Below are 437 nucleotides of genomic sequence, written 5' to 3' on the forward strand. Positions count from 1 at the left end.
ACCTCGGCGGCCAGCGCCGACGCCGACGTGGACGCCACGGCGGCTGCTGCTGCGGCGGCCAACGCCGACGCGTCGACGACGGCTTCGGCTGACGTGGACGCCGACGTGAACGCTGCTGCGGTGGCTGCGGCCAACGCGGCCGCGAACGCCGACAACAGCTCCGACGCGCATGCGGCGGCGTCTGCTGCCGCCGACGCGGACTCCAGCTCGGCTGCCGAGGCTGCGGCCTCGACGGACGCCTCCACCGACGCCTCGGTGGACGCGGCCGCCAGCGCCGACGTGAACGCTGCTGCCTCGGCGTCGGCCTCCGCCGATGCCGACGCGGACGCCGACCCGGCGGCGCAGGCTGCTGCGGTGGCTGCCGCGAACGCGGACGCGACCTCGGCGGCGAGCGCGGACGCCGACGTGGACGCCACGGCTGCGGCTGCTGCTGCGGC

At 77.6% G+C, this 437-nt stretch carries 1 protein-coding gene; it reads left to right on the forward strand.

The genetic code is table 11. The features are described 5' to 3' along the window. Nucleotides 1-437: hypothetical protein (locus GC722_RS17465; RefSeq protein WP_197429642.1), on the forward strand; the 437-nt coding region annotated here is incomplete at both ends.

Origin of the sequence: Auraticoccus cholistanensis (assembly GCF_009742705.1) — a bacterium.
Classification (GTDB): domain Bacteria; phylum Actinomycetota; class Actinomycetes; order Propionibacteriales; family Propionibacteriaceae; genus Auraticoccus; species Auraticoccus cholistanensis.